Genomic DNA, 25665 nt, shown 5'->3' on the forward strand with positions numbered 1-25665 from the left:
AACGTTAAAGCTGCACGGAGAGAAGATATGAAACTACGCGTGAAATTGACTATTTTTGCAATTATTCTGAGTGTGTTGATGATTCCGGCTTATTTTATTTTACAGACATTCGGTGTATTTCAAAAAGAGACAGTATTATCTGACTATGCTCTGGCCGTTGATGTTAATGGCAAGTCCTACGGAGCCGGGCTGCTTATTAACAGTTATGCAGCGATGGACAAAGAGGAAGATAACCGTCAGTTTTATTACCGGATCGACATGAGTCATATCCAATACCTGTTTAATCTGGCCTATCAGGAGTATGAAGTGAAGCCGGGTGGGGACAATCCGTATCTGGCTGGTACTGTAAACTATCAACACACAGATCACAACTATGTGCAGACCGAGAGAAAGTATGAGAACGCCAATGATTTCACAACGGTCTTAAATCTGTATGATCAGGATGGGCAGGTGATCTACACCTACGATAATACCGGCAAAGCGGATAACGAATTGGTGAAGTCTATAATTCATCAGGGAATGAGCCGTAACAGTGGGAGTGGCAGCGAAGCTGCTCGCGATCCTTATATCAATATTACGGTGCTATTCCGTGACAAGCTGAACATCGATGTGAAACTGACGGTGGATGAGGAACACAAAGTGGTTACCATTCTAATGAACAAATCGGAGGCGAGATGATGAATGAGTATGGTGTGCAACACGGACCTGCTTATCTGGAAGGTTTAACAAGGAAGGAAGAGGACATAAAGTCCGATGCAGTGGAGTGGAAAGGCAAACTTCAAACGAGTGATGGACATGATAAATTCCATATTTTTTATTATGGTGACTTGACGGAAGATGATCTGATTACCTGGCATGATTCGACACCACTTCTTGTATATGCGGAGCACACCGTCACGGGTGAGCGCTATCTGCTCATTGATGCCGCCAAGCACGGATATGATGCCATGTTATGTGAGACCTATCCGGAAGAAGCACTACATGACAGACCTCTTCGTCCTTATCTGGATGTTGAAGGAGAGGATATCTTTGAGGTAGAGTTGACGGCCTACTACAATGTGCCTTGGGATGATGAGTTTGGCAAAGAAGTAGATGAGCGTGGTACGTATGAACTGATCACGGGAGAACGCATGGGGTTTGATCAGGTCAAGCGTGATGGATATGATGCCTTTGCCATTCGCATTCTGAATCGTAAAGGGGTATGGACTGACATTGTACAGGAAGAACTGGCTTAGATCCTGAAAACGAATGAACCAAACTGAGATGGGAGATGTCGACAAATGTATATCGTATCCCGTGTACTTAAGCCGGTTCCAACAGAGGAACTGGATCACTTTGAACAACAGCACGCCATCTCGCTACCTTTGTCATACCGTACCTGGATTGAACAATATGGAGAGGGTACATACACGGGATGGATGAATGTGCAGAGACCAGACCCAGAAGTGTTGAAGCCTTTTGTGGAATATGATTTTTGGATACATACGGATGATTCGCCTATAAGTCAGCATCAACTTGAGCAGTGCATCTCTATCGGCAGTTCTGTAGATGGAGATTTCCTTGCTGTTCATCCGGAAGTTGAGGGGCTGTTGTGGCTACCGCGTCATGATGAGAATATCACCTTATGGACATGCTCGGAGACTGAATTTGGGGAAACGCTGGACCGGATCTATTGTGGGTATTACCATCAGGATAAACCAATAACGCCACTATACTTTGAACCGTGGAATGAGTTGCGGAAACATACGTTTTACCATTTTTCAGGGACGGAACAGGGAAGCTCCATGAAGGAAATCGCCGATACATGCAAAACAGAATTTAAGTGGGATACTGTGTTGGAGAATGAGTACATGTGCAAGCTGTTTATGGTGTCGATGGGAGGATATTTACGATTTAACTATGCAACGGGGAGAGAGGTTGCCCTGTTCTATGAAGAAAAGAATGGTGCGGAGGAGGCGACGGATAACGAAATCAGTATGTTCTTGCAGGCACATCATTGTACGGCATATGAATAGGGGCAGAGTGGAGGGACACCTATGAGTTGGTTAAAGGAAGACATTGCGGAACAATGGCGCAATGAAGGCAAGCGTTATGCAAGGGATGTCAATGCATTTGTCCGGAGAAGTATGCAGGGAGAGCAACCGGATGAATCCGAGTTGGAGGGAGACTCCAGAAGCGGAATGAGTACTGAAGTATTCCATATGGTGAGACAGGCCAATCTCCACGGTGATGTGGAGGTGCTTCGACATGAGCTACCCGCAGCGACGTGGCCATTGAACGAGGCGTTTCAGGCTTCCATGCAAGCGGTCAAAGTTGTAGGTTATCTGAACGAGGAAACGGTTGTATGTAATACGGGAATTTTCACGGAGAATAGTCACATATATACGATGGATCAGCACGGATGGCAGTTGATCTCTCCATATACTTTTGCAGGTTGCTCATCGGATGGACTTGACTTTGCGCTTGCAGGACCGGATGGGATTCGTGTCATTCGTCAGCCAGATCGCAGGTTGGAAGGACAGGAGATAGCGACATATCGATGGGAAGATATCCAATCCCGGATACAGTCGTCCTTACCTCGGATTGAATCACTTGCGGACTGTGAGCATCCCGAACGGACACTAGAGGGACTTATACCTATGGATGAAGGCAGAGCACTACTCATACATTCAAGATACGGGATATATCTCGTCACACAAGCCCAGGTGACCTTGCTTCATCCCGATCTGGATGAGATCGAAGAGTATGAGCTAGAGGATACACAGATAGATATGGGACATGCAGCGGTATCACGGGATGGTCGATGGATTGTATATGGTAGCCAAGGGAGCAATCATATGGTGATGGACCGCCAGCTGAACAAGACATACTCTCTCTATCCAGAATCCAGCTACCCTCATTATGCAGCATTCACCAGTGATAACCAGAATGTCTGGTTTAACGCATGTCATTTCTATAATGGAGTCACAATACAGGTTCCGCTGGAGTTAATTGCAGGCAACGAAACGAAGGAAGATTGGCCAGTGATGGATGAGAATGCACGTGTGTATGCAGCGGTGGAAATAGAGGCAGGCATGGTGCTTGGAGATGCATATGGTTATCTATACTGCGTGAATAACGAGGGCAAGGAAGTATGGCGTCATTTTGTGAGCAGTACGATCTATTCTCTCGCCGTATCACCAGAGCGATCCAAACTTGCAGTTGGCACTTATGGTGGCATGCTGCATGTGCTCGATCTTCGTTCCAAAGAAATGGATGAGTACGGGATCGGTACAGGCAATCTTCGTGAGTTGGAGCGGTATGTGTTGTGGCGTGGAGAAGAACCTCTGCGTTGGTGAGTTCGTATTACAACCTGCAAAGGGGTGAAGGAATGGAACGTGAAGAGACTGTAACGTTATTGAAATGTCACTCCTTTTCCTATGATGATCTGAGTCATCCCAAGATGGAGAACGGTTTCATTGGCAGTCTGCGGCCCTTCCGTGGACATTTGATTGAGGAGAACTTTCATGAGTTGATGGGGATACTGCGTGTTCTGGCACCCGAATTTGCACGGCCTTCACTTGATCGGGAAGTCATGTCATGTCTATGGGGAATTACTCACATGGCCCGTGCTTGGGCTGTTGAACCTGAGGGGATGCTTCGCAGCAACAACCTCATTTCGGACGAACAGGTGGCGTTGATGGAACAATGGCTTAATTTGTTATCTTACGCAGTAATGATTCTGATTGAAGGCGGCGGAGAGGAAGAAGCGTTTTGGGGATATCATCAATATCTACAAGAAGAGAAGAATTGAGATAGGGAAGGTGCATCCGAGGAAAGTCTGGATATATTCGAAAAGGAGTATGGAGTACGGCTGTGGATGAGATCACGTATTAAATCCTGCACGATTAGACAATTCCTTCAATAATAAAGAAGCCGCCGAAGCAGCTCCTTTATCTGATCTGAACCAATACTTTGAATAAGTCTAATGATTACGGATTACCACTGGAAGAAACGATGTCCGTGAAATCCGCCGCCTGGAGGTCCTCCGTGTCCACCCGGACCGCCAGGTCCACCTCCGTGAGGTCCACCGGGATAGCCACCTCCTGGGAAATGACCAGGGTGTCCACCGGGGTAACCACCGCCGGGATATCCACCATGCCACCAAGGACCACCGATCGGATATGGTAGTGGAACAGGAACGATAGGTGGGTATGGATACGGATAAGGGTAAGGATACGGTGAGGGTGGCGGAGGTGGTGGATAATAAGGGTAAGGATAACCCGCAGGTTGCGGGGATGACACTGAACCAGGGCCGTATGCCATGTAACAAGCCTCCAATAACTGCATTGATGATATCAGCCTATGCCACAGTGTAATCAGATGATACAGCAGATTGAAGATTAATGATTAATGAATAATGAGTAATGAGGGGGAACCTATGGTAGCCGTAGCTTTTCACACTGATCCAAGAGGAACTGCCTATGAACTGTTGATTGACGAATTGATTGAGAAGACAGATCGTTTTATGCTGGTAGACAGAAAATATGCTGAGGAAGCTACACCTGAAAGAGTTACCAAAGTGTTACGGAGATTGGATCCGTATCTGATTGAAAGCAGTACGATGGAAGAAATGATGATGAAAAGTGGCGCTATGTATTCTGAGGGAATTTATTACATATATCGTTGCACGCCGGAAACAGGGCAGATCCTTAAGGAGGAAGCCAACCGTTTTCATGACTGGTTATATCCCTCAATGCCAGATGATCTTTGTTTTTTGAACGAGGATGGAAGTGACTACTTCTACTCTGTTGCTCATGAGAATATGTATGGCATGCATATTACACAAGAAGCAGCAATTGAGCTAATGGATCGAATCACAGGGTTGTTTTTTAGGTTAGATCGACATCAGGACATTCATTCTTTACTGGACGATGCAATCAGGCATCAAACCGATGTGCTGAATATTAGTTCACATTACTTGAAAGAGATTCCGGAACGTATTCGGGAATTAAAGCACTTGAAACGTTTGACGATTTTTGAGCAGGATGTTTATACGCTTCCTCCAGCCCTTTTTGAACTGTCATCACTGGAAGAATTGGAGATCATGACGGCGGATTTGGAAGGTATTCACCAAGAAATTGGAAAATTGAAACAACTTCGAGAGCTTAGAATTTATTGCGGCAGTTCTTATCATGTTCCTACCGGGTGGAAGCCGAAGGAGAAGTCGGATCTTGGTCTGAAACATATTCCAGCCGAGATTGGTGAATTGAATGAACTCGTAACTCTGGATATAGGGTACTCTGGTATTCGTGAGCTTCCGTCTGAACTGGAGAAATTGAAGAAACTACGTTATTTGAGTGTAACTAATGGTTTAATTGAGGGAACGCCAGACATGTTGAAGCGAATGACCTGGCTTCAGAGTGTAAATTTGAACAGTACTCCATTAGGGATTAGTTGGGAGGACATCTCCGACGAAGAAGAATTTTAATAGCCAATGAGCCCTGCTCGGGATGTCCGAGTCAGGGATATTTGTTATTGGATGATAACTTGGCGGAAATGGGCTCACGTATCTGGGCGCTGGGCATAAGCTGGCATATAGGTTATGACCTAAACCGAGAGCGAAGGGCAGGCGTTTTATTTTGGCAACCTCATACATGGATTACACTTTACCAACCACCGAATTTACTTACGATTTGAGCAATAACCCGTTATTCAAGAAGGATGAGAACAACTATATTAACTCTCTTTCCATCAAACAGTTAAACACACTGGGCAATACTTCTTTATTGGATATTTTCCTTAACACAGGCAATGTGGTTGAACCACATACACATCCGAATGCAACCGAGTTGGTATACTGTATCAGCGGTTCGGCAGTTGTTTCCCTCATTAATCCGTTTACCAACGAGCTTCTTCATTTCCCGATTACTCCGGGCCAGGTGGCTAACGTTCCTCAAGGCTGGTGGCACTATGAAGTGGCTACTGCAGATCACACACACTTACTCGCAATCTTTGATGCTCCTGTTCCTGAGGCGATATTTGGCTCAGACACCTTACGTCTTACACCTGCAAAACTTTTGGCTTATACGTACTGTCTGGATGAGAAAAAAGTTAAAGAAGCGCTGGCTCCCATTCAAAAAACAGTAATTATTGGTCCGCCGGCAGATTGCCAGCCTTCAACTGCTCCTGCCTCTAACAGTGCTCCAAATATGAATCATCAGCCTTACGTAATGCCTAATGTACAACCCAATGTACAGCCCAATGTACAGCCAAACATGCAACCAAACACACAACCCAATGTACAACCAAACATGCAGCCCAACTCACAGCCGAACAACCAACCAAACATGCAACCTTACGTAAACCGTCTTCCGTACTGGGGCACTTGGGTTGATCCACGTATTATTCATGAGCCGGGCTGTCCGTATTATAGAGAGCTTCCTGTGAATACGAATAATCAAGAGGAAAGATGACGTTCCTGAGGCGAGGTTTATCTAATACACATAAGTATTTCAGTTAAATTAGGTATAGCAAAAGAAGCGTCCGCAAAGGAACGCTTCTTTTTTGGATTAAAGGTGTCTTCAAACCTGTTGAAAGCCGATGCATACCTGAACGTATCCAGAGCATGGAGTGCTAACGAATCGTAGGCGTCTTAATCAAGGATTTGAAGCGTGCCCAGAAATCTAAAGAATCTGAGACACGTTATATTAGAATAAACAGCCGTATGAAGTGTTTTTATCGGGGGATTTTGGGAAATAAAGTGTCTGATGTTCCTTACAATTTAAAAAGAGAACATGACGGCCAAATAAGACGTCCTGTGTTCCTTAGAATATGGTCTAACCTTCCCCAGAGTCCGCAGGATGGTACTTCAAGACTTTATAAGCGCTGGTATCCATCATCGATAGCTTGCCTGAGGTTAAAGAAGAACAGCTATATAATTTACGATGTGTAATTTCGTCCCAAGCCAAGCTCCGTTAATAATTGACGATAAGCAATCGAAGTACGGTCTGCGGGAATATGGGCCTCGGCATGCAGATCAAGGGGCAGATCCTCCGGTTTCTGAGACTCGACCATCTCGCGGTCTTCTTCAAATACCTGCAAGTTGAACTTGATTGTGTCTTCAATCGGAGCGTCTTTGTCAAAGTTGCGTGTGATTGGACAGAATAAACGTGTATAACGGGCAGAGATCGGCGAAGCACAATTCAGAATGTTCAGCTTGTCGTCTCCTGGGAAATGTACCGTCAGAGAAGCCGCAAAAGGTGGGAACACTCGAAACTCGCGCAACCATTGGAAACCTTCTGGCGCAACAAGATCTTGCCCTTTGCCATAGTTACTCACCGTACTCCAATACTCGGCCAGTAACTCATTACCTTCGCGTTTCACTTTGTATTGGGGGACTTCTGTGTTGTTTCGGTCACCAAACGTTTCGGTATGCACATAGGCAAAATGGGATACATCCAGAAAACCCTCCATTTGTCGTCCAGAGGAACCAGCAATATCAAAGTTGGGTATTAAAATATTGATATAATCGGGATCATCCCATCCAGGGAAGGAGGGGATCTGTTCTTCCGTTCCCGCTAAAGTGGTCCAGATCAAGCCATAACGTTCAACTGCCGGGTACACGATAAGTTTGAGCTTAGGCGAGATCTTGGAGCTTGGGTGCGCAGGAACTACGGTACATTTTCCTTCACAATTATAACGGAAACCGTGATAAGGGCAGACAATCTCACCATTTTCTACCCAGCCTTTGCTAAGTGGGGCCCCGCGGTGAAAACAAAGATCCTTGGCTACGACAACCTGATCATTACTGCGATAGAGAACCAGCTTCACATCGAGTAATTGAGCAGCTAGTGGTTTGTCAGTTACTTCGGTTGCTTGGACTACCGGATACCAGTATTGGGATAATACATGCCAGTCTTCAGCGGTGAACGTACAGCCTCTAGGCAATTCGGACGTCCCATTACGGTTTGCGTTGGAAGTTATCATAGGAAACACTCCTTGCCGATATGAATAAACGATTCTCTTTTTTATGTCAGAAAAGTTAACTTGATTAGCCGTATGTTACTACTCTTTTGGTCAAAGTATCAATATATCCAACCTATTTTTGGTTGAAATCACAAACGCTACAGCAAAAACCGTACATGAATACGGAAATTTTCGGGTTTTCATTACGTCAGATGTTAATTATAGAAAAGAGAACAATCTTTCAGTATGTTTTTCCATTACTGATTATTAACTCCATGGAGGTTGTCCTGCCATCAGAATCTCAGTGTGAATATTCGTTAGTTGAGCAACCGTTCTTGTGGGCATAAAAAGATTTTCGCAAAGAATGTCACAGATTCCGGCCGTCATTTGTCTACAGTATGTAAACCAAATGACGGAGGCGAATGAGAAATGAATTTAAGAACAAATTACAGAGTAGCAAGTCCAGGTGCTTTTAAAGCGATGATGGCAATGGAGCAATATATATCCGGGCAATTTGAAAATAAAGTATTGTATGAGTTGTTAAAAATCCGGGTGTCCCAGATTAATGGCTGCGCCTTTTGTCTTGATATGCATGCCAAAGATCTGATGAAACTTGGAGATTATGCGGATCATATTCTCCTGCTGAGTGTGTGGCGTGAAGTGGCTTTCTTCACGGATCAAGAACGTGTTATGCTGGAGCTGGCTGAAGCGGTGACCCGAATCTCGGAACACGGTGTACCCCTTGCGTTGTACGATAAGGTTCGTGAACATTTCAGTGAATCCGAACTGGTGGATCTGATCCTGGCCATTAACACGATTAATAACTGGAACCGGATTGCGATTACAACTGGGATGTATCCGGGTTGCTTTAACTAAAAATACACGCACCATGCCAGAGGAGGCTTCTTATGAATTCTAATTTCCACGCTAATGAGCCAGAAGTGTCTTCTCTGGATGTTGGTGAGTTGTATATTCGTTATAAAAATTATGCATTTTCAATAGCTTACCGCATACTGGGCAGTGTGGTAGAAGCTGAAGATATTGTGCAGGATTGCTTTGCGGGGATTCAGAGTGCGTCTGCTCAGGATATTCGTAATCCCAAGTCCTACATCGCCAGACTGGTTGTGAACCGAAGCTTGAATCTGTTAAATTCCGCCCGTAATCAGCGGGAAAGTTATGTTGGTGAGTGGTTGCCAGAGCCGATGGGTGACAGTGAAGTGGCGAACATGCCAGAGGAAACGATGGAGAAAAAAGAGCTGATCTCCTACGCCTATCTGGTCATGTTGGAGCGTCTATCGCCCATGGAACGGGCTGTTTTTGTCCTTCGTGAAGCGTTCCGATATGATTATTCCGAAATAGCGGATTGGCTGGGCAAAACGGAGAGTAACTGCCGTCAAATCTTTAGCCGCGCCAGACGAAATCTGCCCGAAAGACTTCCGCCGATCGAGCAGAGTGATGCGGATATGATAGCCAAAGGTGAATTGCTGAGCCGTTTTACAACGGCTTTCCTTCGTTATGACGTCTCTGCCATGCTTGAGTTACTGGCGGATCAGCCTGTATTTACAGCAGATGGCGGTGGCGTTGTGCATACGGTTATGAGAACAATGAACGTTCACAAAGGTGTGCTTGCACTCCTGACCTCACGGCGAGTCCTTACGCGATTGCGTGAGAGAGAATGGGTACCGATGTGGATCAATGGCGAACTTCAACTCGCGTTGATGAAAGAAGGGCAGTTGTCCGAGGTACTCTGTTTGGAGTTGGACGCTTCCGGAGAGCGGATTGAGGGAGTATATCTCGTCGTAAATCCGAATAAACTTACATCAATAGACACTTCAACTCTTTGATTCGAAACGTAAGGACTTGATATGTAAACTTCAAAGCGGCACCCTCTGTCACGAGGATTGCCGCTTTTTTGGCATTCACATTTTGCTATTCAGCATCCGATTATTCACGGGAAAATTGTTGTTGAACAGGTTCAATGATTGCTCTGACTTCAGGTGTAAGCTCATCATTGTTCTGATTGAGAACCAGTAAAATCTTTGCCATAGTGTCCAGAAGAACACTCTCCGTATTGGGCTCCCGCTTAGCCAAAGCTTTTTCGTAAGCCTGTTTCACCTCAGGGTCCATGGTGCGGATTTCTTCGTTCGTGTACCAATCATATACAGGCGTGTTGTCACTTCCGTAAAACAGGTAATCCACAAATATCCACTGCTTCACTGCTGATGTGCGATTGGAATTCGGGAAGTTGTTCAAGAAGGCTTCTTTCTCCAATGCACGCTGGATTAATTCGTTCCAAGAGATGATAATGCCACCATCTGAAGTCGTCATTTGGTTGGACTCAGTAGCCATAATATTAATGTACGCAGCAATATCAGCCTTAACAAAAGATTTGAACTTTTGATATATCTCATAATTGATGATGGGGTAATACAAGCCTTCACTGGTTTCCAGTTTGAACCCAAGCTCTGATGCTTCCTGCAGAAGCTTCTTCACTGTCGGATCTTTAATTTCTTTGAGCAGACGACTATATGTAAGCTTCTGTTCGTAACCAAGTTGTTCATGGGCTTGAGATATGGCCTGTTGAAATTGTTCCGTATACATTTGGTAATCCATATCAGCCAGCTTCACGTTCAGCATGTTCTCCAATTGCAGCGTCATTAGTGTGGCCTGCCAAGGGCCGACTTTATCGATATGATTCATCAAGTATTTACGCGCTTTAACCAGACTTTCTGTGGACTTCACTGCTTCTGTTCGATAGGTTTGGAACTGATGATACACCGCTTTGGAAGCGGGAACAGGTGCAGCCAGTGTTGTTGAAGGTGTAATTATTGCGCCAATGGCAGTACAGCCGAGAGCCATAGCCAGTAAACCAAGTTTAGCAGGTTGCTTCCATCTCATTTGTATACCTCCCCATAATGAAGAAAAAGCCATTTAAATTTTCTTATAACAGCATTTCACCGTATTTTATATGTATGATCCGTATGTTGAATATGTAAGTTCTGTCTTTGATTAAACCAGTTTCTGGTAAGCGAATCAAGTGTCTTCAGTATGAAAATGATTTCAAATAATGAAAGAACAGCCCCTAAAACCCGAAAGGGTTAAAGAGACTGTTCTAGGTATTCGGATTCTATTTTCTAATTAATGGAGTGGTTTATTGTTAATAGGCATCTGAGGTGCCCCGCTTGCTAGAATGTATGCCTGAAGCATCTGTTGTGTATCACTTGCAGTGAGTTGAGGTACTTGATAATAGGCGTTTTTATTCTGGAACATGAAAATTTCATAGGCCATCTCGATAAAATGCTGGATCTGAGAAGCGATGACTCGGCGAACCGTTCCATTTGTGATCTCGCTACAGGACATGCCGAGCAGACTCGCATGTGACTTGATCAGTCCCAGCATATGACCGCTAATCCCGGCATCTTTTACATCGGCCAAGCTCTCTGGTTTGGCTTTTTCGGTGCTGAGGGCTTAAGACCATATACCGGTGGTACGATGTTGGGGATCATATAGGTTGCCGTCTCTTGATGAGGCTTCTGTCCGGATGCAAAACACTCTGCTGTCAGATTGTACTGGGATAAAATGAAGTTGTACTGCCGGTCCAGAATGCCTATCAGTTCCTGGCTCTGCACAAATGTACGAAAGATCATATATTGATCCAGCACGTTAATGGTGGAGGACAGAATCTCATGGACATCGAACATCTCATGACCGCCATGATTCATGTTAGGGGTGATATTTGGATTTGCATTCAATGTGGGTTGTACTAAATTCTGAGGGTGCATCGAATTCCGATTCATTGTAAATTTGATTCTCCTTTGGTAAATGGTATGATTCTAGTATGCTTGGAGAGTAGTAAACTTATGTAATATGTTAGGAGTATACGCACAAATAGGAATAGGCATGGTGGTGGTTAAGATGGAAGAGACCGATTGGAGTGTAGCAAAGGATTTGTTCGTCAAACATTACGGGAGCGCTATACAGATGCATCGAGAAGGCGTGTATGCCGACTATAAGCAATGGGACGTACCCCAAGAGTTAGAGGAACAATGGATAGGAGAGCGAATTCAACAATTAAGTTCCGAGCTGTCTATCATGAATTGGGATGCGGTGGACGAACTTGCATTGATTGCCAAACATCGGACAGAACCCAGTATTATTACGGCAATTACAGCATTTGCTTCAAGACAATTGAAGAGTGCGGACAGTATGGTTCGACTCGTGTATGCTGAACGTTTGATTGAGCTGATTAAACGGTATGAATCCTCTCTGCCGATGGACAAGCTACGGGAAACCTATCAATTGACGATGGACTTGCTGGTTGATGTGGCGACGAAACCGTTGGTGCTTGATCCAGGGCATGAATTACAGCAGTATGGATTAAAGGATAAACGTGGATTGAATTTGCGTGTTGAAAAGAATAAGGAAGAAATCATCCGATATTTTCGAAACTAATTGAATTTTATCAAGTGAGGTCAGAATCATTGAGAAAACTGAATTATATTCGCATATTTATTTTCCTTAGTGTGGTTACTGTAGTAACGCTTGGGTTGTACTATGTAGCCGCAGATTGGCTGGATCAGCGTTATTTCCGCTTCCTGATCTGGAATCTGTTCTTGGGCTGGATTCCCTTTGTGTTCTCATATGCAGCATATCTTCTAAGTGATGTGAAATGGAAAGGTGCCGCATGGCTTGCAGTCGCAAGTGGTCTGCTGTGGTTGTTATTTTTCCCGAACTCTTCTTATATTGTTACGGATTTGATTCATCTGACAGCTAGAAGTTCCCGGTATTATGGTGGCAATGGAGTGGACTACACGTATTGGTACGACTTAAGTGTTGTATTAATGTTTGTCTGGACTGGACTCCTGCTTGGATTCCTGTCGATGTATCAGCTTCAGGAAGTGATCTATTACCGAATTGGACGCTGGGCATCCTGGATCTTTGTATTGGCAGGTTGTGCTTTGGGAAGTTATGGAGTATTGCTTGGACGTGTATATCGACTGAATAGCTGGGATGCACTGACGAATCGCGAGACGCTGATTGAGCTGATGCACGAAAGTGTAAGCCGCCCGTCTCTTGCGTTTTGCCTGTTTTTTGGCACGTTTATCACTACAATCTATACCACATTGTATTATCTGATCAATACAAGATCTCCCCGTGAAATGAAGAAGAGTGCAGGAAGTCCCGAAGTGGATCTGCAAGCGTTACGCTAACGTATGTTTTCTTAAGGCCGAACTCATTAGATCTAATCTTAATGTATATTGCTTAAAGGGCTGTTCCAAGTCATATACATGGCTATTGGAACAGCCCTTTAACATGGGATCGAGCGCAGGATATTCTGAAGAATGATACCTCTACTTATCAGAGATTAGCTCAAGGATTGTTTTCACAACCAGTTCAGGTTCATCGTGAATAATCATATGACCACTGCGTGTTGCCATGATGAGTTGACTATCCTTTGATATATTCAACATGTTACGCTGACCCGATTGCCATATGGATTCGAGCTTCTGCCCAATTTCAACCGGAATCCCCGCACTAGCATAGTCTTGAGGACGTCCGCGTGCAATGATACGTACAGGGATTGATCCAAGACGTTGGCCACGAATGGCATCTTCTGTTGAATGGGCGTGGAGGGCTTCTTCTTCTTTGGCGTGAAAATAGGAGGGGGTAGCAATCACATTAACAAAAGTATCCCGATCTTGCTTGGCAACCAGACCATCAAGCATAAAGTCTGGAAATAATCTGAAAGCTCCAGATACCTTCAGTAAAGATAACAAGGAGGCAGGAGGGTTTCCCTGAAACTGAGCCTGTTCCAACAAAGCCTTTGTATTCTGCTCATCATCCTCAGGTCTCGCATCAATGAGGACAAGGCTCTGAACCTCATTTGAATAGGTCTGTGCAAAGAGTCTAGCATACATACCCCCAAGAGAATGACCTACCATAACGTAAGGACCACGGATATTCCCTTTCTCCAGAGCTGCATGTAAATCTTTGACGATATTCGCACCTGTACGTTCTGTAGATGCAGATTCACTCCAGGCATATCCTGCGCGATCATACGTGACCACCGTTGCATGTTGGGCTAGTTCCACAGGAATGTCTCTCCACGACAAACTGGTCTCACCACTTCCAGCCTCCATAAGTATGGTCGGTGAACCATTGCCTTGTTTATGAATGTGTAGTTGGTAACCGCCGACTTGAACTAACGTACCGGGAGGTGGAAAGTCCTTTTTGGCCTGCGACGAAGCAAACCACTCATAGAGGATTGCGGCACCTATCAGTAGTAACATTGTGCAGAATAGCCTTACTATGAAGGTGAAAACTCTGAATTTCTTGCGTTTTGAGGCGGGGGTAGTTGTATGCATGATCGTATGAATTCCTCTCCTACAGCTGTTTTTATATTTTAGTACAATGTATTAAAAAGATTATAGCACAGTGTATTACAAAAAGAGAAGCTTGGTGTATAATGTTGTCATGCCAAAAATCGTAGATCATGAAGCTCAAAGGAAAATCGTTGCTGATGCAGCAATCCGGGTCATTCAAGTGCACGGACTGGAGCATGCTACAGTTCGGAATATAGCGAAGGAAGCGGGACTATCTGTAGGTTCCATGCGTCATTATTTCGCCACACAGGCTGAATTGTTCACCTTTTGCATGAATCTTTTTGCAGAACGGGTACAGAAAAGGGTGGAGGCGTTACAGATGAGTGAATCTGTACTGCAGGATATGAAGAATCTGCTCTTGCAATTTCTACCGTTGGACGAAGACAGAATGATGGAAATGGAGGTCTGGTTTTCGTTTACAGCCAAATTATTGGTGTACCCCGAATTAAAAAAGTTAAGTGATCAGATGCATCAAGGGATGTATCGATCGGTTCAATGGGTGATAGAGGAGTTGCAGAAGCAGGGGATGACACATCCTGAACTGGATGCCGAGATGGAAACAGAGAAGTTATATGCTCTTGTGGATGGACTCGCCATTCATATGTTAATGCAGCCAGATAGACTTACGGTAAAACGAGTGGAACAAGTGATTGAACAGCATTTGAGCATGCTTTGTCAAACTTAATTTTACGTTGTCCGAAGAAGGGTTATTTCCTTTTATAAGGGAGTAATCCTTCTTTTTATGAAAATTTGGCAGGTAAGCAGGATATGACGAAGAATTAAGAATGAGAATGTAATGAATACATAGACAAGTAGGTGAACAACAAAATGTTGAATGCAGTAGAGCTGACAACAAAAGTAGAAGAAGTCATGGAACGCGTGAATTTTTCGGGTGTTGTATTACTTCAGCAAGCCGGGAAAACCCTTTTGAATATGAAACGTGGTTATGCGAATCGCAGTGAAGAACTTGCCAATCAGGTGGACACACGCTTTGGAATTGCATCAGGATGTAAGATCTTCACGGCAGTGAGTGTATGCCAACTAATTGAAGCAGGCAAGTTGTCTGCGGATTCCAAGCTGAACGATGTGTTGGATGTGGAGTTTCCACTGTGGGACGAAGAAATCACCATCCAGCAGTTGTTAACACACACGTCAGGCATTCCAGATTATTTTGATGAAGAAGTGATGGAAGACTTTTCAGAATTATGGAAAGATAGACCCGTCTACGCGATGCGGCGATTAAGTGACTTTCTGCCCATGTTTCAGCATCTGCCAATAAAGTCTGCTCCGGGTGAACGTTTTCATTACAATAATGCGGGATTCATTGTGCTGGGGCTTATCGTGGAACAACATTCAGGACTGTCGTTTACAGATGTTGTGGAAGAGCACATTTTCAAAAGGTGTGGCATGAAGGACTCCGGTTATTTCTTAACAGATCAGCTTCCGCGCAACACAGCTTTAGGGTATATCGATCATGAAAATGGCTCTTGGAACACCAATATGTTCTCTATTCCTGTCAAAGGTGGATCAGATGGTGGAGCCTATGTTACGGCACCGAATATGATTCGATTTTGGGGTGCTTTAGTGGGTCACCAATTGTTGAATGAAGAGACGACACAGCAGTTATTAAATCCACATGCTCATAAAGAGGGTGAAGAGTATTATGGGCAGGGTATCTGGATTGACCGCAAGGAGGAAGATATTTTCAAGTTCCATGTCATGGGGTTTGATCCAGGGGTGTCGTTCATGTCTTCCGTGTATCCGGACTATGATCTACAACTGGTTGTGATCTCTAATCAAGAGTCTGGTCCATATCCAATAACCATTGCCATCGAAGAAGCTTTGGCATGACCAATAAACCCTCAACCTATGGGCTGGTTAATGCCTACATAAGGTTGGGGGTTCATTGGTCGAACAGGATAGAAGGACTGCCTACGTTTATAACATTTTCCATAGATCAGGGGCGATTAAACGAGGGAAAACATCGAGCGGAGGTTTCTCTTTCTTTCGTTTGTCATTGGTTAACACCGTAACAAGTTCGAGCTCTGGGACAATATATACATACTGACCACCAAATCCTCGCGCGTAATAATAATGGAGATTGGGTTTGTCGTCTTCAGCAGCAATATTTTCGGAGTCAGACCTTTCGTTCGGATAGACATCCACCCACCAATGCCAAGCATAACTGCTGTGATTCGGTGGAGTGACTGTAATGAAAGGCTGCGTCGAACGGGATACGAGATCACTTGAAATGAGAGACTCACCCTCCCACATACCTTGCTGTAGAAACAGCTGACCGAATTTCAACAGATCTACGGGTAACATTTTAAGGCCGAATCCGCCAGTATGTACACCGTGAGGGTCACTTTCCCATTCGTAATCCGTAATTCCGAGCGGGCCAAAAAGATAACGTTCTGCGAACTCGGCTACGTTCATACCTGCATTTTGCATCAGGATGGCGGATAGGACCTGTGATACTCCTGAGTTGTACTCCATATATGTACCCGGTACATGGCTTAAGCGTTGTTCCAATGCAAAATTCACCCAATGATCGGTGCGGGTCATGCGAGGGAATGAATTCTGCCCGCCGAACTCGTCCCAGTTGAATCCGGCTGTCATGGTGAGCAGTTGTTCCAGCGTGATCGAAGGTTTACGCGGATCAGGATCGGATGTCAACTGTGGGAAAAAGGTGGAGATTGGGGTTGATGCCTCTGGCAACAAGCCTTTATCCATCGCTATACAGATGAGTGCGGATAGCACACTCTTGGTACATGAATTGACTTTTGCAATATCTGTCGCAGCCTCTTGGTTGCGGTAGTGTTCGAACATGATCTCACCGCGTACGCTGACGAGGCAGCTTCGCAGATCCAGCGGCGGAATGATCTGTTGTAATTTGGATGACAGTGATGAAGGATTCATAGTGTCCTTTCTGTGCGGTTGATTTGTTATAGGATTTTGTAGAAATAGGTGTCCATTATCTTAGCATACTCCCGAGGTAGGGCTCAACAAGCGCTACATTATTATGTCAAAGCAAGCATGTAAAATACGATTTTCGATGAAAGCGATAAGAATCACATGCGAATATTGCATAAAAGCCTATCATTTTCTATCAATCTTATATAATTGTCATGAGAAGAGCACCAGACATGTATAAGAGAAAGGGGGCTGTGATGTGGGAAATATAATAGAAGAATTATATTACGGTAACCTGAGACCAGAGGAGAATATTGTTCCTCAAGATTCGGAGTATCGATCTATTAATAAGGTGATTACAGCGAGGCTTTTGCGAGTGGTTTCAAAATTGGGACGTTGATTATGATCGAGAGTGGATACTCAAGCTAATATATTGATTTTTCGCAACATGTAGTTATATAGTTAACCTCTTTCCTATGAACATATGGAAGAGGTTTTTTACCATTATGAATATGCCAATATAGGAAAAATATCATATGAAAAATGAACTATGTTAGTGCGTATTAAGGTTAGAAATGGTAAAATAGCAATGCCTAAACATGGAACAAGTAGATGAAAGATAATTAAACATAGGAAATATTGTAGAATCAGTGTTTTAGCAAAAGAACTCTTTAATAAATTATAGTAATCTAATACTGAATTGAGGAATTAAACATGGCGATTATTGACGTAATTAAGTATGATGGCTCACCTGATGTGTTTGCTTGGAAACATCCCGAGACTGAACTGGGAACATGGACTCAGTTAATTGTGAATCAATCTCAACAAGCAATTCTTTTCAAGGATGGAAGAGCGCTTGATATGTTTGGACCCGGAAGGCATACGTTGAGTACTGCGAATATCCCAATCTTGAACCGACTCGTTAACCTTCCGTTCGGGGGAAAGTCACCTTTTGCAGCAGAAGTATGGTATGTCAATCAAGTAAGCGCATTGGACGTTAAGTGGGGAACGGCGAATCCAATTCAGATCCAGGATCCCAAGTATAATATTATTGTTCCCGTAAGAACATTTGGACAAATGGGAATTAAAATTTCGGATTCACGAAAATTTTTGGTCAAGCTTGTGGGAACACTGCCTGAGTTTAACCAAGCTAATATGATTAATTACTTCCGCGGGCTGATTATCATGAATATTAACTCCATGTTGTCATCATATCTAATACATAGAAAAGTAAGTGTTTTGGAGATCAATGCATATATCGCCGAGATATCACGACATTTTGCAGATACGATAGCTTCTACTTTTGAAGAATTTGGTATTGAGTTAATCAACCTGTATATTCACAATGTCAATCTGCCCGAAGAAGACCCTTCCGTCATTCGATTAAGAGAAGCGTTGGCCCGCAAAGCTGAGATGGATATCATTGGGTACACATATCAGCAAGAACGTTCGTTTGATACGCTTGAAGGTGCAGCAAAAAATGAAGGAAGCATGCAGTCAGACATCATGGGCGCAGGGCTTGGTATGGGCATGGGGGTTGGTCTGGGTGGTTCTTTCAGTAGCGAGATGTCCCAGATGTCTAAAGTGATGTCTACGAAGGAAACGCCTGCAGTAAGTATATGTAAGCAGTGTCATCATCCGAACCAGGAGAACAGTGCTTTTTGCAGCAAATGTGGCAATTCATTAGCCGAAAAATCGGCAGAAACAACAGACTGTAACAATTGCGGACATGCCTTACCAAAGGGAACCAAATTCTGTCCTAACTGTGGTGACAAATACCATGCATGTCCTTCATGTGGGGCTGATAATGCGGAGAACGCATTGGAATGTATTCAATGTCATCAACCGATGCCTAGCCCATGCCCAAATTGTAGCCATATGAATTCCGGTCATACAAAATTCTGTGGCAACTGTGGCACAGGTTTAAGCTTGAAATGTAGTCGGTGCCAACATGAAGTAAAACCCGGCCAGAAGTTCTGTCTTGATTGCGGAAACAATCTGCAAGAAGGAGGACAGGCATAGTGATGGTAAAACGAAGCAATCTCTTGATTTTGGATGTCGTCTATTTCATATGCATGTTAGTATCCTCAATCGTTTCTTTTACGCTGTTTAATCATGCGCTACTATCGTTTTCTTTTTGGATGAATCTCGTTGCTTCTTATGTAGCGATTACGGCTATTTGGATCTACGCACGGTTCATCATGCAAAATATGGATGGGTTTAAACGGTTTGTTCCAGGTTACACAGCGTTAGGTGTAGTATTGGTTATTTATCTGATTTGTGTGATGATCTACACGTTGTTAACAGGTTCAGCAGATCATGCGCTTCGCTGGTTCGTATTGTTACATACGGTAACGATTGCGATCGCAATTATTTTGTGCGGAATCATTATGATCTATATTCAGAGTGCGCGCAGTCATGAAGCAGATGAACATACAAAAAACGCAAACTTACAATTAATCGAAAAAGCTTTACAGCAATTGCTTCATACCATGGTGCAACAACCCGTCCTAACTGTGGAAGAGGAGCGTAAAACCGTTCAATCATTAATTGAACTTGTAAAGTATAGTGACCCAATCACTCCGGATACCCTTGAGAAAAATGACCGCCAGATCTTGCTGGACATTGAATTGATGAACAGTGAGCTTGCAAATCAGTACGAAGCAGGGGAATTGGTAAATAGTGAACGTCTTGCTTCGCAACTATCCAAGTTAAAGTTCCGTTTGAAAGAGCGCAATCAACAGATCATGACAAGCAAATCATAAATTGCAGGAGGAAACGCGATGAAAAGATTTTTTGGAATTATATTCATTATCCTTTCGTCTCTGACGATCTTGTTATCTTTAATATTAATATCCGAGGGAACAGAAACGGCCATTATCAGTACGATAATTCTTTTTATCCCTGGGGTTATCGTACTTGTTACGGGCATTAAAATGTGTGGTCGACCTAAATCTCGTTCTAACACTGATCAATACCATCATTACGATTCTAATGATAAGCAATATTACGAAGATCAGCATCATGAGAAATATGACGAGGCACCTCAAGAATCTGTAGCCGTGAATTGTTCAGGGTGTGGAGCCAAGGTAAAGGTATATCCTACTTTGTCTGCGGATTGTGAGTATTGCGGAACAACGATGAGGATCTCGTAGTCGTAGCTTGCTAAAGATACTGTATAAATTTTGTGAAAACTTGTATTATGCATAGCTATGTATAGAGTGTTGTTTTTTGGGAGGAATCAAATTGAGGAAGTTTTTCGGGCTCATTTTTATGGTGTATGCAATTGGCATACCCATTGCTTTTTTCAATGCAGACAATCACAAAAGTGGGGATCTATTTGGCATAATTGGAGTTATTATCATTGAATTTTTATTTTTGTTTTTTGGTATTAAATTGCTTAGGAAAAAACGTGTTCCGGAACGAAAATTTTATGGGGGAGACTATGGAGGTTCTCTTGATCGCGAAAATGCGAATCCACATACTTATTCAAGTTACAATAGCAACACCGTGAGTTACAGTAGTCATAATACAATTAACTATACAGAGATCAATTTTTCAGATAAGGAAAACGTTGAAGAGAAAGCCGAACAAAAAGTTGAAGAGCCACAAAGGCCTATATCAGTGAGTTGCCCGGGATGTGGGGCGAAGGCAAAGGTGCTTCCTAAGCAATCAACGGACTGCGAGTATTGCGGAACAACAGTTGTAGCAACTTAGAACGGTTCAGAATGGATATGAGAAAGGATTGAGCCTGATTCCTATGGAGTCAGGCTTTTATCTTCTTAATTTAGAAGCTAAAAGTCCCTTAAAAGATCAAATACGTCATATAATTCCGCGTGAGCCGCCTTGATGTGGTCCCGTTAATGAAACGTTTCGAATGTATATTTATAAATGATCCATAATAAAATCAATATTTGTAAGCGTTTTATTTTAATGTTTACGAAAATGGGAAATTTATGATAACATATACACGAAACGTTTCGAATCCATTTGAAGGGAGAAAATCATGAAAAAAGCAAAACAATTCAGCTTCATTTTAACTTTTTGTCTGTTAGCTAATCTAGCTTTAACTCCTATGGCTTCAGCAGGTGACTCAAACCATTTAATTGGATTTCGAGCAGAATTGAAAGCGATTGCATATAAGACCTATACGTTTTTTGAGGACTATACGGATCAGAATACCGGCTTGACTTACGATGAAGTACGGCACACTGAAAACGGGACAGAAGAAGCTAAACGTACCTCGCCCACGAACATCGCAATGTATATGATGAGTACTGTTTCAGCGCAACAATTAGGCATTATTTCAAAGAAAGAAGCTGTACATCGCCTGCAAACGACTATAAATTCCCTCGAAAAGTTAGAAAAGTGGAACGGCCTATTTTATAACTGGTATAAAACAGATGACGGGTCAGTGAAGAAAGATTGGGGACAATTTATTTCCCAAGTCGATAATGGCTGGTTATCCGCTGGTTTAATAGTCGTTGGGCAAGCCTATGAAGAACTTCATGGAGAAACAAGCAAGTTGGTTAAAAATATGAATTATACTCCGCTATATGATCCTGAAGTCGGCCAATTCCGCGGAGGCTATGATGTGGCTAAAGGCGCGCTGACGGACCACCATTATGGGATGTTTTATACGGAACCACGTGTAGGCAGCTATATTGCTATTGGGAAAGGTGACGTTCCCCAAGAACATTGGTGGAAGATGTATCGCACATTACCTCAAGAATGGGATTGGCAAGCTCAGATTCCTCAAGGCAAATCCATTAAGTACGATGGAGTGGATGTGTTTGAAGGAAGTTATGTATACAAGGATAAAAAGTTCGTGCCAAGCTGGGGAGGCAGTATGTTTGAAGCTCTTATGCCCGGTATGGTCATAAAGGAAAAAGAGTTGGGTACTCAAGCTTTGGGATTGAACAACCAGCGTCATGTCGAATTGCAGATCGAATATGCCAAAGAAAAAGGGTATGCCGCATGGGGCTTCTCACCTTCTGCAACTCCGACAGGTTACAGTGAGTTTGCAGCAACGCCGTTGGGTACCTCAGGTTATAAAGACGGAGCAACGGTAACAGCACACGCAACATTCCTGGCCTTGGATTATGCCCCTGAAGCTGTTCGAAAGAACATTAAAGCTTTAAAGAACTTCAAAATGTTTGGCAAATATGGGTTCTATGATTCAGTCAATGTTGAAACGGGAGAACTTGCAAAAGCTCATCTGGCACTGGATCAAGGAATGATTATGGTATCGATTGCCAACTACCTTCAAGATGGCGTTATCCGCGATTATTTTCACAGTGATGTGATAGGGCAGACGCCAGAAGAATTATTGAAAAAAGAAGTGTTTTCCATCCAATGATGGAGAGGAGAATTTGCCATACCGATTGTTCAAATGGAACGAAGCAGAGTGTTCTCTGCTTCGTTCCATTTGCGTTTATCGACCTTCGCGCCTTTTAGCGCTACATTCTTAACGGACAACCTTATATTTATCTGATACACTTCTTGGCTGCAGATGCATTGCCCGGCGGAGACATGGAAGAAATGAATGGAGACATCCAATCGCTGTATGACTCACTGGAGGAGAATGACATTTTGCTGGAGAACTTCAAAGACCGTTTCTTTGTAGAGCCGGCAGCTCCTGAGGTATGTCAACTACTGAAGCCCCCCGGGGACGCATGTGCTCAAGCGCCTTCGTAACTCCTTCGACGGAGAAGGCAGATTAATCGAGCACAGTATTGGCTGTTATAACACGGAACTTCATCATTATCTGGTTAGTTACGACACTTGAGGTCGGCGGTGCAAAAAGAGGGTCCTGCCATTTTCATAACAGGACCCTTTTTGTGTAAACTAAAAATCCCTTAAACGATCAAATACCTCATATAATTCCTCGTGATTAACCTTAATCAAATCATCTTGACGCAGTTCCAAATTCTCTTGTAACTGATTCAGTAACTCCGTTAGCACAACATAAATCTCTTCACGCTCAACAGTTTCAATAAAGCCGGTCTTGGCATCCATCTTGTTGAAGGTCTGTGTGTAGTTCTCAACCATGGAGACGAGCTGTTTGTGCATAGCTTCCTGATTGTTAAAATCTTGACTTAATTGACGGATTTCCTTCAAGCACTGCTTGTACAATTGAGCTGCTTTTTTGGCGTGCACTGCCTTGATGTGGTCCCGCCCATCCCAGTCCCGAAATGGATTGTTCAGGTTCTCCGCAAGCCATTCCGGTTTGCGTGCTTTGGTGATTTCCATATCAAGTCCGGCAGCAGCGGATTTTTTATATCTTGTTTTGATCGATTTGACTGCATCGGCAGGCAGGCTGGTTAGCCACAGCGTAGCCAATTTTGGAAGTTGATCTGGATCAGGGAATTCTTCACCATTGAAGCCGAACAGGTCATATGTAGTGAAGGTTTGCAGATTCGCCAAATGCTGAATCGATTCTATATGGGATACATTGCCGGGTTTACCCCACAATCGCAACTCTGAAAGCTCAGGATAATACTGCACAAGTGGCTCCAGATTGAGTTCCGTAATATCTCTGATATACAGACCTTCAAGTCGTGAGATACCCGTAACCTGTGGCAGGCACGATGGAACATTGAGAGTGATGCATTTACCGTCTTCATAAGCCAAGATACGCAGATCAGAAGACAACTCTCCTGTAAAATTCAGACTTTTCATCTTAGTGTTCAAAATTAACTCCTTCAACCCACTGACATCCACAATAAGTTTGGTTAGGTGACTCTTACTGATATCCAGCATCGTTTGACCATGATCTATGATATGAAGTTCATTAATGAACGGGTTGTCCTCTATAAATGGAAAGATCGATTCCGTATATCCATCCAATTCAATATGTGTCAGACAAGGTAGCTTTGCGAGTTCGGCTACATCTTCAGAAGATTTAGGGCTGAAATCGCGGAGTGTACTCGTACTGCGCCGCATTACACGATCGCCAACCATCACTTCTTTGTCATCATCCGCAGCTTGTTTGAACTGCGCTCTTCGGATCGCATCGATACCTTCCCATTCACGCTGGAGATAGAGACTTTCTCCGATCGGCCAGCCTCCGCCATACGTATTTGTTTCCTCGGTGTAGAGAGGAGGGATATTGCCTGCAAGCACATACTGTGAAGGAACATTAGCACTCACGAAACTATGGGCAAGTCGATCATTCCAGAAATAGAAGTTACAGATCAGCGGTTTCATCTGATGAAGCTGCATTTCATTAGGCAGTTGATCACCAGTCCAATCCAACTGAAGAACGGAGGCAAGCGTGTCGGAAGTTTTACCCTCCGTTTCTTTCAGTCCAATGACCTGGCAGGCGGTATATTGTTGTAATTTTTCGACGTACACGCAGTACACATCTCCAACATTGGGGATCATGTTATGCTCCTTTCGTTCTGCATCAATCGATGCTAAGCTACTTGTAAATCAAGTACTCTGCAGAAGTAATAATAGATAAATTATATCAAAGTCATTCAGAGACTACCATTTTGGGATAGAGTCAAATAGGCTTGAATACTTTTATAAAAAGGAACGATGTCTATGGATACAAGTATAAGCCGCATTTCCTCGGCATACAGTACAACAATGAGATGTATGCCCAAGGAGGAGAAATGACCGTATGATTGATCCGATTTTGCAAGCTCCGAATGTTCCGTTAGCTGCCGATTCTAATGCGGTTGTCAATTATCAGAGGGATTCACGCAACTATATAACTCAGTTGTTTGGAGAACAGCTGCCGACCATTGCGAATGGTTTCTTCAACGTGTACTTAAGCAAAGGAATCATTGTGCAGCCGCACTGGCACACCAATGTTACGGAGATGGTTGTGGTCATCACCGGTGAAATTACAGCGTCAGTCTTCAATCCGTTTACGCGTGAACGATTGACATATCGTCTGAAACCAGGTCAGGTTGTGGTATTTCCGAAAGGCTGGTTTCACTGGTTTGTCGCTGAGACAGATGATGTATATGTATTAACTATCTTTGATCAACCAACGCCTGATATTGTGTTTGGAGCGGATTTCTTGGCAGCTACACCACCGGAGGTGGCTCACCGCGCTTACTGTTTGGATGAAGAGGCATATGCGAGAGCTGTTGCTTCCATTAAAAATGATGCGATTCTGGGCCCTCCAATAGGGTGTGATACGCAGGTTTCTGATCAATCGACTTCACCCTCCAAGACGTCCGTGTCACCATCCAATAAGCTGAAATCTTAATTCAAGATTCCTTATTCATTATCAAAGTACACAACCTGTAACTGGAGAATAACAGTTGCAGGCTTTTTGATGTGTCTATGTAATAATCGTATGAAGTCCACGGAGGGGGTTGGTATTATATTGGAGAAAATTCAAAATGCCTGAGTCAGTGTGTTACGATCTCTGTTAGTATAGTATGAACATCCAACAAAAACGGAG

Annotated in this window: 25 protein-coding genes and 1 pseudogene; 19 read left to right on the forward strand and 7 right to left on the reverse strand. The window is 43.6% G+C overall.

The genetic code is table 11. The annotated features are described in order from the left end of the window. Positions 1-27: 27 nt before the first annotated feature. Genes D829_RS0105365 through D829_RS0105385 form a run of 5 tightly spaced genes read left to right on the forward strand, consistent with a single transcriptional unit; the run spans position 28 to position 3793 of the window. Positions 28-678, forward strand: a complete 651-nt coding sequence (locus D829_RS0105365; protein WP_017687823.1) for a hypothetical protein — start codon at positions 28-30, stop codon at positions 676-678. Further along, a complete protein-coding gene (locus tag D829_RS0105370; protein ID WP_026081012.1) occupies positions 675-1235 on the forward strand; it encodes a hypothetical protein in 561 nt (186 codons plus the stop codon). The genes D829_RS0105365 and D829_RS0105370 overlap by 4 nt, the downstream gene beginning before the upstream one ends. Positions 1236-1280: 45 nt before the next feature. Next, positions 1281-2015 (forward strand): SMI1/KNR4 family protein, encoded by a 735-nt coding sequence (locus D829_RS0105375; RefSeq protein WP_017687825.1) that lies wholly within the window; start codon positions 1281-1283, stop codon positions 2013-2015. Between the two features lie 21 nt (positions 2016-2036). Beyond that, positions 2037-3338 (forward strand): hypothetical protein, encoded by a 1302-nt coding sequence (locus tag D829_RS0105380; protein ID WP_017687826.1) that lies wholly within the window; start codon positions 2037-2039, stop codon positions 3336-3338. A 32-nt stretch (positions 3339-3370) separates the two neighbouring features. Further along, complete coding sequence (locus D829_RS0105385) at positions 3371-3793, forward strand: hypothetical protein (protein WP_036660389.1); 423 nt, start codon at positions 3371-3373, stop codon at positions 3791-3793. A gap of 185 nt (positions 3794-3978) precedes the next feature. Here D829_RS0105385 and D829_RS33330 read toward each other — a convergent pair whose 3' ends face one another. Beyond that, on the reverse strand, positions 3979-4305 hold the full coding sequence (locus D829_RS33330; protein WP_152416948.1) for a hypothetical protein: 327 nt from the start codon (positions 4303-4305) through the stop codon (positions 3979-3981). Positions 4306-4420: 115 nt separating this feature from the next. Between D829_RS33330 and D829_RS30445 the strand changes: the two genes are divergently transcribed. Further along, entirely contained in the window at positions 4421-5470 is a 1050-nt protein-coding gene (locus tag D829_RS30445) for a leucine-rich repeat domain-containing protein (protein WP_017687830.1), read from the forward strand. 151 nt (positions 5471-5621) lie between these two features. Beyond that, on the forward strand, positions 5622-6455 hold the full coding sequence (locus D829_RS30450) for a cupin domain-containing protein (RefSeq protein ID WP_017687831.1): 834 nt from the start codon (positions 5622-5624) through the stop codon (positions 6453-6455). A 466-nt stretch (positions 6456-6921) separates the two neighbouring features. On the opposite strand, the gene D829_RS0105410 is transcribed toward D829_RS30450, so the two are convergent. Then, on the reverse strand, positions 6922-7968 hold the full coding sequence (locus tag D829_RS0105410; protein WP_017687832.1) for an aromatic ring-hydroxylating dioxygenase subunit alpha: 1047 nt from the start codon (positions 7966-7968) through the stop codon (positions 6922-6924). Between the two features lie 408 nt (positions 7969-8376). Between D829_RS0105410 and D829_RS0105415 the strand changes: the two genes are divergently transcribed. Together D829_RS0105415 and D829_RS0105420 are read left to right on the forward strand one after the other, a co-directional pair. After that, positions 8377-8823 (forward strand): carboxymuconolactone decarboxylase family protein, encoded by a 447-nt coding sequence (locus tag D829_RS0105415; RefSeq protein ID WP_017687833.1) that lies wholly within the window; start codon positions 8377-8379, stop codon positions 8821-8823. A gap of 32 nt (positions 8824-8855) precedes the next feature. Then, positions 8856-9791, forward strand: a complete 936-nt coding sequence (locus D829_RS0105420; protein ID WP_017687834.1) for a sigma-70 family RNA polymerase sigma factor — start codon at positions 8856-8858, stop codon at positions 9789-9791. A gap of 100 nt (positions 9792-9891) precedes the next feature. Here D829_RS0105420 and D829_RS0105425 read toward each other — a convergent pair whose 3' ends face one another. Both D829_RS0105425 and D829_RS30455 read right to left on the reverse strand, forming a co-directional pair. After that, on the reverse strand, positions 9892-10845 hold the full coding sequence (locus D829_RS0105425) for a hypothetical protein (protein WP_017687835.1): 954 nt from the start codon (positions 10843-10845) through the stop codon (positions 9892-9894). Between the two features lie 240 nt (positions 10846-11085). Further along, a pseudogene (locus tag D829_RS30455) lies at positions 11086-11669 on the reverse strand (spore coat protein). A 193-nt stretch (positions 11670-11862) separates the two neighbouring features. On the opposite strand from D829_RS30455, the gene D829_RS0105435 reads away from it, so the two are divergent. After that, positions 11863-12399 carry a hypothetical protein gene (locus tag D829_RS0105435; RefSeq protein ID WP_017687836.1) on the forward strand — a complete coding sequence of 179 codons (537 nt, stop codon included), beginning with the start codon at positions 11863-11865 and terminating at the stop codon, positions 12397-12399. A gap of 29 nt (positions 12400-12428) precedes the next feature. Further along, a complete protein-coding gene (locus D829_RS0105440; RefSeq protein WP_017687837.1) occupies positions 12429-13157 on the forward strand; it encodes a DUF1361 domain-containing protein in 729 nt (242 codons plus the stop codon). Positions 13158-13298: 141 nt separating this feature from the next. Here D829_RS0105440 and D829_RS0105445 read toward each other — a convergent pair whose 3' ends face one another. Next, positions 13299-14237 carry an alpha/beta hydrolase gene (locus tag D829_RS0105445; RefSeq protein WP_017687838.1) on the reverse strand — a complete coding sequence of 313 codons (939 nt, stop codon included), beginning with the start codon at positions 14235-14237 and terminating at the stop codon, positions 13299-13301. Positions 14238-14421: 184 nt separating this feature from the next. Here D829_RS0105445 and D829_RS0105450 point away from each other — a divergent pair, with 184 nt between their 5' ends. Continuing rightward, positions 14422-15015, forward strand: coding sequence for a TetR/AcrR family transcriptional regulator (locus tag D829_RS0105450; protein WP_026081014.1), 594 nt, complete (start codon positions 14422-14424; stop codon positions 15013-15015). A gap of 143 nt (positions 15016-15158) precedes the next feature. Continuing rightward, entirely contained in the window at positions 15159-16181 is a 1023-nt protein-coding gene (locus D829_RS0105455) for a serine hydrolase (protein ID WP_017687840.1), read from the forward strand. Between the two features lie 87 nt (positions 16182-16268). Here the strand turns inward: D829_RS0105455 and D829_RS0105460 are convergent, their stop codons facing one another. Next, entirely contained in the window at positions 16269-17249 is a 981-nt protein-coding gene (locus D829_RS0105460) for a serine hydrolase (protein WP_017687841.1), read from the reverse strand. Positions 17250-17957: 708 nt separating this feature from the next. Here D829_RS0105460 and D829_RS0105465 point away from each other — a divergent pair. The 5 genes from D829_RS0105465 (at position 17958) to D829_RS33335 (ending at position 22940) form a co-directional block, all read left to right on the forward strand. Continuing rightward, positions 17958-19265 carry an SPFH domain-containing protein gene (locus tag D829_RS0105465; protein ID WP_017687842.1) on the forward strand — a complete coding sequence of 436 codons (1308 nt, stop codon included), beginning with the start codon at positions 17958-17960 and terminating at the stop codon, positions 19263-19265. Continuing rightward, positions 19265-20008 carry a hypothetical protein gene (locus D829_RS0105470; RefSeq protein ID WP_017687843.1) on the forward strand — a complete coding sequence of 248 codons (744 nt, stop codon included), beginning with the start codon at positions 19265-19267 and terminating at the stop codon, positions 20006-20008. Before D829_RS0105465 ends, D829_RS0105470 begins: the two co-directional genes overlap by 1 nt. 481 nt (positions 20009-20489) lie before the next feature. Then, complete coding sequence (locus D829_RS0105480; protein ID WP_017687845.1) at positions 20490-20960, forward strand: hypothetical protein; 471 nt, start codon at positions 20490-20492, stop codon at positions 20958-20960. 289 nt (positions 20961-21249) lie between these two features. Further along, positions 21250-22602, forward strand: coding sequence for a glucoamylase family protein (locus tag D829_RS0105485; RefSeq protein ID WP_017687846.1), 1353 nt, complete (start codon positions 21250-21252; stop codon positions 22600-22602). Positions 22603-22706: 104 nt separating this feature from the next. Beyond that, positions 22707-22940, forward strand: a complete 234-nt coding sequence (locus D829_RS33335; RefSeq protein WP_277422754.1) for a UTRA domain-containing protein — start codon at positions 22707-22709, stop codon at positions 22938-22940. A gap of 150 nt (positions 22941-23090) precedes the next feature. Here D829_RS33335 and D829_RS0105495 read toward each other — a convergent pair whose 3' ends face one another. Beyond that, positions 23091-24629, reverse strand: coding sequence for a hypothetical protein (locus tag D829_RS0105495; protein ID WP_017687848.1), 1539 nt, complete (start codon positions 24627-24629; stop codon positions 23091-23093). 241 nt (positions 24630-24870) lie between these two features. Between D829_RS0105495 and D829_RS30460 the strand changes: the two genes are divergently transcribed. After that, positions 24871-25467, forward strand: a complete 597-nt coding sequence (locus D829_RS30460; protein WP_017687849.1) for a cupin domain-containing protein — start codon at positions 24871-24873, stop codon at positions 25465-25467. The last annotated feature ends 198 nt before the right edge of the window (positions 25468-25665 follow it).

Source organism: Paenibacillus sp. PAMC 26794 (assembly GCF_000316035.1).
Taxonomy (GTDB): domain Bacteria; phylum Bacillota; class Bacilli; order Paenibacillales; family Paenibacillaceae; genus Paenibacillus.